This window comes from Streptomyces sp. NPDC028368 (genome assembly GCF_055565615.1).
This window is the reverse complement of sequence record NZ_JBVHTY010000041.1, coordinates 1-7,555: the sequence shown is the minus strand read 5'-3', so window position 1 is coordinate 7,555 and position 7,555 is coordinate 1. Positions and strand designations below refer to the sequence as shown.

Annotated in this window: 5 protein-coding genes and 3 pseudogenes; 7 read left to right on the top strand and 1 reads right to left on the bottom strand. The window is 68.3% G+C overall.

What is annotated here, in order from left to right:
• Window positions 1-476: 476 nt before the first annotated feature.
• The 3 genes and pseudogenes from ACZ4S3_RS40180 to ACZ4S3_RS40170 form a co-directional block, all read left to right on the top strand.
• Window positions 477-578: pseudogene (locus ACZ4S3_RS40180) on the top strand (DUF5999 family protein); the annotation flags it as partial.
• Window positions 579-631: 53 nt separating this feature from the next.
• On the top strand, window positions 632-1,834 hold the full coding sequence (locus ACZ4S3_RS40175) for a tyrosine-type recombinase/integrase (protein ID WP_467943746.1): 1,203 nt from the start codon (window positions 632-634) through the stop codon (window positions 1,832-1,834).
• A 265-nt stretch (window positions 1,835-2,099) separates the two neighbouring features.
• A pseudogene (locus ACZ4S3_RS40170) lies at window positions 2,100-3,848 on the top strand (site-specific integrase); the annotation flags it as partial.
• A gap of 460 nt (window positions 3,849-4,308) precedes the next feature.
• Here the strand turns inward: ACZ4S3_RS40170 and ACZ4S3_RS40165 are convergent.
• On the bottom strand, window positions 4,309-5,121 hold the full coding sequence (locus ACZ4S3_RS40165; protein WP_467943744.1) for a phosphotransferase: 813 nt from the start codon (window positions 5,119-5,121) through the stop codon (window positions 4,309-4,311).
• A 180-nt stretch (window positions 5,122-5,301) separates the two neighbouring features.
• Between ACZ4S3_RS40165 and ACZ4S3_RS40160 the strand changes: the two genes are divergently transcribed.
• The 4 genes and pseudogenes from ACZ4S3_RS40160 (at window position 5,302) to ACZ4S3_RS40145 (ending at window position 7,181) form a co-directional block, all read left to right on the top strand.
• Window positions 5,302-5,496 carry a DUF5999 family protein gene (locus ACZ4S3_RS40160; protein ID WP_467943742.1) on the top strand — a complete coding sequence of 65 codons (195 nt, stop codon included), beginning with the start codon at window positions 5,302-5,304 and terminating at the stop codon, window positions 5,494-5,496.
• Window positions 5,496-5,960, top strand: coding sequence for a LuxR C-terminal-related transcriptional regulator (locus tag ACZ4S3_RS40155; RefSeq protein ID WP_467943740.1), 465 nt, complete (start codon window positions 5,496-5,498; stop codon window positions 5,958-5,960). Before ACZ4S3_RS40160 ends, ACZ4S3_RS40155 begins: the two co-directional genes overlap by 1 nt.
• Window positions 5,948-6,322, top strand: a complete 375-nt coding sequence (locus ACZ4S3_RS40150; RefSeq protein WP_467943738.1) for a DUF6415 family natural product biosynthesis protein — start codon at window positions 5,948-5,950, stop codon at window positions 6,320-6,322. The genes ACZ4S3_RS40155 and ACZ4S3_RS40150 overlap by 13 nt, the downstream gene beginning before the upstream one ends.
• A pseudogene (locus tag ACZ4S3_RS40145) lies at window positions 6,319-7,181 on the top strand (SAM-dependent methyltransferase). Before ACZ4S3_RS40150 ends, ACZ4S3_RS40145 begins: the two are co-directional and overlap by 4 nt.
• Window positions 7,182-7,555: the final 374 nt, after the last annotated feature.

The window sequence follows — 7,555 nt, the reverse complement described above, 5'->3', positions numbered from 1 at the left end:
AGCAGCCTCGACTACCGCAGTCCCGCCGAATACGAGACCGCACTCGCAGCCTGACCACCACACCGATGGTGTCCGTCAAGGCGGAACAAGCTCACTGCCGATCTGTACGGGACGCACCCGGCAAACCTCGTTGGCTATGCCTGCGGTCGACCACGCCCGCGCTCTCCTCGACGGCCCCCACGTCAGCCAAAGCTACCCGGCACGACGGCGGCTGCGCGTCCTCCTGCACTCTGCACACCGCCTGCTGGTGATCAGCCAGGCCACGCCCCGTCGTCGCCATCGGTGGCGACGACGCCTCAACTCCTCCCGGCGCCGATGAACGGTCGGCACCGCGAGGGACCAGCCGGCAACCCCCACCCCTGGGTGCCCGGCGCTGCTGGCCGGCCCGCCACTACCTGCCCTGAAGCGGGTCGGCCGGTAGCGACAACCACACACACCGCACGGCGAAACCACACCCCCGATTCCGGAGTTCTCCCATGTGCCAGCATCAGCCACCGTGCCCGCCGCCCGACGCGTCCGATCGGGAGGCCGCGCACCTGGTGGCGCACCACCCCGAGCAGGGCTGGTGTGTTAACTGCACCTTCTTGAGGTCGTTGGGCACTGCGATGTCCGACTGCCCAAGGAGTTCTGTGTGACGTCGCACCTGCGCAACCAGCTGATGGAGGGGCGGGCTGCCCTGCCCCGCGTCGGCTCGGTCGTTCAGCTGGAGACCCAGCATCCGGCGTACGCCGTACTCGACCCGGCGGGAAGCCCGGTCGAGTCGGTGACGCCCTACCTGCGGGATCTCGCTCTGAACGACAACAGCCCAGCAACCAGCCGCAGTTACGCCAATGACCTGCTGCGGTGGTTCCGGTTCCTGTGGCTCTTGAACGTGACCTGGGACAAGGCAACGGAAGGGGAGGTGGCAGTGATAGTGGGATGGCTTCGTGCGGCACCGAATCCGCAGCGCCGCCGCACTCGGCCGGACGCGCCGCAGCCCGGGTCGGTCAACCCGCGCACCGGCAAGCGGTACCTCAAGGCCGGCTACGCCCCGGCGACGATCAACCACGCCCTGACCGTGGTGGCCAGCTTCTACGACTTCCACCGCGACCTGGGCAACGGCCCGCTGGTGAATCCGGTGCCGGTCTCGGAGGCACGGCGCCGGGCTCTGGCCCACCGCAGTCCGGCGGAGGCTGTGCCGGCCTTCCGCCGCTCCCGTCTGCGTCAGCGTGTCCCGGCCACCGAGCCCCGGGCCATCCCGGACGCGATGTGGGACGAGTTCTTCGTCGCCATGAACCATGACCGGGACCGCGCCGCGGTGCTGCTCTACGTCTCCAGCGGCGCCCGCGCCTCCGAGCTGCTCGGGGTCACCCCGGCCGATGTCGACTGGCCTGCCCAGATCGTCTACGTCGTCTCCAAGGGCACGAAGCTGCGCGAGCCGATCCCGGCGAGCCCGCAGGCCCTGGTGGTGCTGGCCGCCTACCTCGACGCGATGGGCATGCCCGCCCCGCACGAGCCGGTCTTCCGCACCCGCCGCGGCCCGGACAAGCCGCTCACCTACTGGGCAATGCGGCGCGTCATCCAGCGCGCCAACGACCGGCTGGGCACGAACTGGAGCCTTCACGACCTGCGACACACGGCGGCCGAGAGGATGGCCAACGACCCGAACCTGACCCTGGTCGAGGTCCGGGCCATCCTGCGGCATGCGGACCTGGCCACCACCGGCCGCTACCTGCACGCCCGCGTCGAGGACCTCTTCGACGCCCTCCAGGCCCACTACCAGCGCCCCCGCCTCCAGCCCGCCATCGCTCCCGGCTACGACCCGGACGACTTCAAGGCGGTGTTCGGTGGCTGACCTCCAGACCTTCACCGCCCGCAACCGCCGCGTCGACTACAGCGGCGACGAGCCGTTCGTCCCCGCTCCCGTCACGCGGTTCGCCGGCGCGGAGCTGAAGGCGGCACCGGTGCCGCTGCCCAGCACACCGCCGGGGCCCTACGGGGACCTCTCCCGGGCCCCGGCCTCCGAGATCCTGCGCATCGTCGAGCGGGTCACCAAGGGCCAGCCGAACCCGGGGCGTCGGCGGATCGCCGTCCGGCGGGTCTTCTCCGTCCTGGAGGAGATGCCGGGCGACACCTGGCAGGAAAGGTGGCAGGCCAGTGGCTTCGACGACGAAGGCGCCGAGTCGCTACGCGTCCTGGCGCGCGAGGGCGACCGCGTTGACAGTGCGGATCTGATCGCCGGGATCAAGCTGGCGTTCTGCCTGCGGGTCGTCCGGCCGTCGATCTCCGGCTTCCGCGCGAACCGGTTCCGGGACTACCCGCAGAGATTCCGCGAACTCCAGCCCGATCCGCTGCTGGAGAAGTTCTTCGCCGCGGCCGACGCCTTCGACGTCCACCGCATGCACCGTGACCGGGCGAAGTTCGACCTGACCGCTGCCCTGACCACGGGTGGCATCGCGCTGGAGGATCTGACGCCGTCTGCGCTGCTGCACTTCGGCCTGGAGTGCAAGCGGCTCGGGGTGACCCACGGCAGCAAGGCGGGGGCGACCCGTTTCGCGGGCCTGGGCACCTGGCAGGTGCTGCACCAGATGGGCCACTTCCCGCCCGGCACTCCGCCGACCCTGCGGGCCTACGTCTATCGCGGCCAGCTCACCGTCACCCAGCTCGTCGACCGCTACCCCATCCAGCACCAGGGCGTCCGCCAGCTGCTGATCGACTACCTGACCCGGCGCCGGGCCGGCACCGACTACACCACCATCACGGCCCTGACCCGCCAGCTCGCGAACACGTTCTGGGCCAAGATTGAGAAGATCAACCCGGGACAGCAGGACCTGGCGCTGAGCCCCGAGGTCTATGACCAGTGGCGCGAGGCCATCAAGCGGTGGGACCGCGACGAGCGCCGCACCCGCGCGGACGACTCCGGCATCCTCCTGGCCGTCCGCGCCCTCTATCTCGACCTGCACAGCTGGGCCATCAACGAGCCCGAGCAGTGGGCCCAGTGGGTGGTGCCCTGCCCCATCCGGCCGAAGGAACTCAAGGGGTTCGCCAAGCGCAAGCGGGAGATCCACCAGCGGATGTCCGACCGCATCCGGGTCCGCCAACCGCTGCTGCCCACCCTGGTCGCACACGTCGAAGGCCGCTACGAGCACTTAACGGGCCTGCTCAAGAAAGCCCGCGCGGTCGAGCTCGGAGAGACCTTCGAGCACGACGGACACTCCTACCGGCGCACGGACAGCGACCGCGATCGAACCTGGGCCAAGAGCCAGGACGAGCCACCCGTCCGCGTCACCGACGAGGACGGGCAGGTCCTCAACGTCACGCTCACCGAGGACACCGCGTTCTGGGAGTGGGCCGGCCTGGAGATCCTGCGACACAGCGGCATCCGCGTCGAAGAGCTCTGCGAGCTCACCCACCTGAGCATCCGCCAGTATCGGCGCCCGAACAACGAGGTCATCGCCCTGCTCGTCATCGCCCCGTCCAAGAGCGAGCGCGAGCGCGTCATCCCGATGTCCGCGGACCTGTTCCACGCCGTCGCCCAGATCATCCGCCGCCTCACCCCCGACGGCCGGCCGGTCCGCCTGCTCAACCGCTACGACCCGCACGAGAAGACCTGGTCAGAGCCCATGCCGTTCCTCATGCAACGCCAAAACGGCACGCAGCGATCAGTGATCTCCCCAACCACGTTCATCCACATGTTCGCCCGCAGCTGCGAGGAACTCGCCGAGACCCACCGGGCCTTCGCCGACATGACCTTCACGCCGCACGACTTCCGACGGCTCTTCGCCACCGAGATCGTCAACGGCGGCCTGCCCATCCACATCGGCGCCGCCCTGCTCGGCCACCTGAACCTCCAGACCCTCCAGGGCTACGTCGCGGTCTTCGCCGAGGACATCGTCGCCAACTACCAGCGGTTCCTGAACCACCGCCGCTCGCTCCGACCGGAGATCGAATACCCCGAGGTCACACCCGATGAGTGGGCCGACTTCGAGGAGCACTTCGACAAGCGCAAGGTCGAACTCGGCAACTGCGCCCGCCCCTACGGCACCCCCTGCAACCACGAACACGCCTGCATCCGCTGCCCGATGCTCCAGGTCAACCCCAAGATGCTGCCCCGCCTCGCGGAGATCGAGAGGGACCTCCTCCTGCGCCGCAAGCGGGCCCAGGAGGAGCACTGGCTCGGCGAGGTCGAAGGCATCGACTCGACGCTGACCTTCCTCCGCGCCAAGCAAGCCGAGGCCGCCCGACTCGTCAAGAGGCCCGTCGCCGACCTCGGCATCCCACGCCCACGCCCGATTCACCAGGAACTTGACCTCGGGCTTTCCCGAGGCTCTATCGCCAATGTGTCCGCTCACGCACCCAATGGAGTGCAGCTTGACCCTGAGCACGCTGAAAGTCCCGCACCGTCGGCAGCCCCGGCGGCGGGGCCTGCACGGACTGACGAAGGAAGTATCCAGCCATAGCGATGAGCACGGTGGTGACATCTTCCGGGTCAGCACCACGAGCGAACAGGTGCTGATCAAGAAGACTCACCGCATCCGGGGCGCCCTGCATGATCACGCTCGGGCCCATCGCGACGACGTCAAACCACGAAGCTCCGACTGCGGCCCACGGCCAGTCGACGACCATGACGCGGTCGTCGGTCAGCAGAACGTTGTCCGCCCGCAGATCGCCATGGATCAAGGCACTACCGGCTGCAGCTGCGATCCAGGCGGCTTCTCGGTCGACGAGGCGTCCCAGATTGCGTCGTGCCCAGGGATCGAGCCAGGCCAGGTCGTCTGTCCCATCCGCGGAAGCAGCGGAAAGCAGACGCCAGCCTTGGAACTTCTCGCCGAACCGATCAGCAACCGGTGGCGCCGCGATCGGCGAAGGATCGAGCAGCACGGACAGCTCGTTAGCCGCTGCAAGAACACGGTGGAGCTCGTCCAGCTGCCAAGGCTGGGCCGGCATTCTTCCGTCGACGTCTTCGAAGACCAAAACGACCCAGCCTTCGAGATCCAAGGTCATGAGCAGCTGCGGCACAGGCGCTGCGATCGGCAAGGCCGCGGTGATCCGTGCCTCGGACCGGTGGAGGTCAGGGGTGTCAGGGTTTGGTTCAGCGCCCACCGCCTTCACGAACACCCGTCGGCCGTCGACAAGACGCATGCGGGCTGCAACCCCAGGCGAGAAGCCACCGGCCTGGGTAACGGCGCTTTGCACAGGCGCCCCCAGACGTTCCTCAACCTGGCTTCGCACACCGTGGGGAACAGCCCACCAGTCCACACGCACACCCGCAGCTACAGGCGCACTGTCGGTCTTTGTGCTCGGTCGTCTCCCCATGGCGACATGATCCAGGTGACGCCCTCGGGCAGCAACGAGGTTTCCACGGCCTGCGCTCCTCCCAACACCCATGCGAGTGAAGTGCAGAGAAGGAGCCTGCTGTGCAACGGCGTCCTGCTCTTCGACGACACCGGTGAACTGTTGCCTGACGGACAGGTCATCGACCCTGTGCGGTGTCGTGCGAGGGTAGAGGCGGCCTGATGACCAGGACCGTAGCGAAGGTCATCCTCGCACCAAGGGAGCGTCAGGTCCTCGAGGGCTTGGCCGACGGCAGCATGCTCGCCGCGGTCGCGCTGCGCCTCCAGATCCGGGAGGGTACGGCCTCGGGCTATCTCAAGCTCGCCAAGCGGAAGTTGTACGGCGTGAGCGAGACAGCTGCCGCGCTAGCCGTCGCCTACGCCGCCAAGGCCATCGACCAGCCGCAGCTGTTGGACCCCGAGTCGCTGTACCTGCCGCGCGAGCAGTGTGACCTCGTGCCGCTCATCCCACAGGGAATGACGGCCTCGCAGATGGCAACCGAGCTCGAACGGGGGGTCGAAATCATCCGCCGGGACGGGCGCGAGCTGCTGGCGAACCTGCAATCCCAGAACCGCGCTCACGCCATCACGCAGGCGTGGACGTACCAGGTCCTGACCGCACAGCAGGTGATCGCATGGCTGCCGTGACCGCGCCCATCCCCGACAAAGTCGAGATCCTGCCGCTCGTCGAGATGGCCCTCCAATGGGACCTCAGAAGCCTGCCGGAGGTCGACGTCAGCCTGGAACTGGTGGAGCAGTTCACGGCCTACGGGCGAGTCCTCGAATGCGAGCTGGTCACCATGTACCGCCAGTTGCCGTCTGGCTCAGACATCCACCGCGGGGCGCAGGCGACGCTCAGCGAAGCCGCCCGCCGCCTCTACATGCAGCCTCCCGGCCGTTCGGCGCGTGCGGCCGCCCACAGAGCCCGGAACCTCGCCCGCCTGATCCAAGCCCTGCTCCGCGCCACCGGTGGAGCCGCTCCCGCCCCAGCCGACGAGGACACCGAATGAACGCGACGCAAGAGACGCCTCGGCGCACCGACCTGCCTGAAAACTGGTTCCGCAGTCCCGCGGTCGCGAGGGTCGACAACTACCTGACAGGCGGATCCGACAACTACCACTCGGACCGGCAACTAGCCCGACTCCTCGTGAAGTCGGCCCCGTGGCTGCCGAACATGGTGAAGATCAACCAGCGGCACCGGCCTCACGTCGTCACGACCCTCGCGCGTGATCTCGGGATCATCCAGTTCCTGGACCTGGGGTGCGGACTGCCGTCCGGGTGGAACAAGAAGCGCCAGTGCCACGATCCGGCGCTGACGTACGAGGCCGCGCGCAGCGTCCACGAGGACGCTCGTGTCGTCTACGTGGACAACGAGCCGGTGGTGTGCGCGCACGCATGGTTCTGGCGGAAGACCTGTCCACCGATGCGGTCGAGGCGGACATTTGCCAGATCGACGAACTGTTCGGGGCCACCGAACTCCAGGGCCTCGACCGCAGCCAGCCCATCGCGGTCCTGGCGCACGACCTGCTGCCGTGGGTGAGTGACGAGTCGGCGGAGGCTGCGATGGCCGCGTTGCGGGACTGGCTTCCGGCTGGCAGCGCCATCTCCGTAACCCACGCCAGCACCGACATGGAGCCAGAAGCGATGCAGGACCTCGTCGACCACTATGCCGAAGCCGGCATCGCGTACCGGCCGCGCCCGCTGGAGCAGATCCGGGCGATTCTGGGACCGTGGCCTCCCCTGCCGCCGGGCATTGTCCCGACCGCCCAGTGGCGTGCCGGGCATAGGAACGTCCGCCGGATGCCTTCCGCCGGGCACTCGTTCGCCTACGCCGCCGTCATCACCGAGGCCCTGTCCGCAGGCCCGTGACCACAGACCGCCCGCCCGCCGTCGGTGCGTGACTCCCGATTGGCAGGGCGGGTGCACCACCCGGCAGCCGGACCCGCAACAGGGCTCGGCGCCGGACGAGCGGCGTGGGGAGAGGACTCCCACCCAACTGAGCTCTCCCCACGCCCGCTACCGCTCAGCACTGCCGTACAGCGTCCTTGTCCACCAGTCGCGCCCGCGGCTGCGTACTGACCTGGAGTCTCATGCTCACCGCACCGACCTACCGCACTGTTGAGGGTGCCTACCTAGTGACCTGAGTCGGAGATTCGGTGGCAGTAGGCGGCGATTTTGTCGAGGATTTCGTCGGCTGTTTTCGTCCAGGTGAAGGGTCTGGGTTGCTCGTTCCAGTTGGCGAG

Excerpts from the sequence above, each read along its gene's own strand:
- ACZ4S3_RS40160 (WP_467943742.1), top strand. The coding sequence starts at position 5,302 with ATGATCCAGGTGACGCCCTCGGGCAGCAACGAGGTTTCCACGGCCTGC.
- ACZ4S3_RS40155 (WP_467943740.1), top strand. The coding sequence starts at position 5,496 with ATGACCAGGACCGTAGCGAAGGTCATCCTCGCACCAAGGGAGCGTCAG.
- ACZ4S3_RS40165 (WP_467943744.1), bottom strand. The coding sequence starts at position 5,121 with ATGCGTCTTGTCGACGGCCGACGGGTGTTCGTGAAGGCGGTGGGCGCT.
- ACZ4S3_RS40150 (WP_467943738.1), top strand. The coding sequence starts at position 5,948 with ATGGCTGCCGTGACCGCGCCCATCCCCGACAAAGTCGAGATCCTGCCG.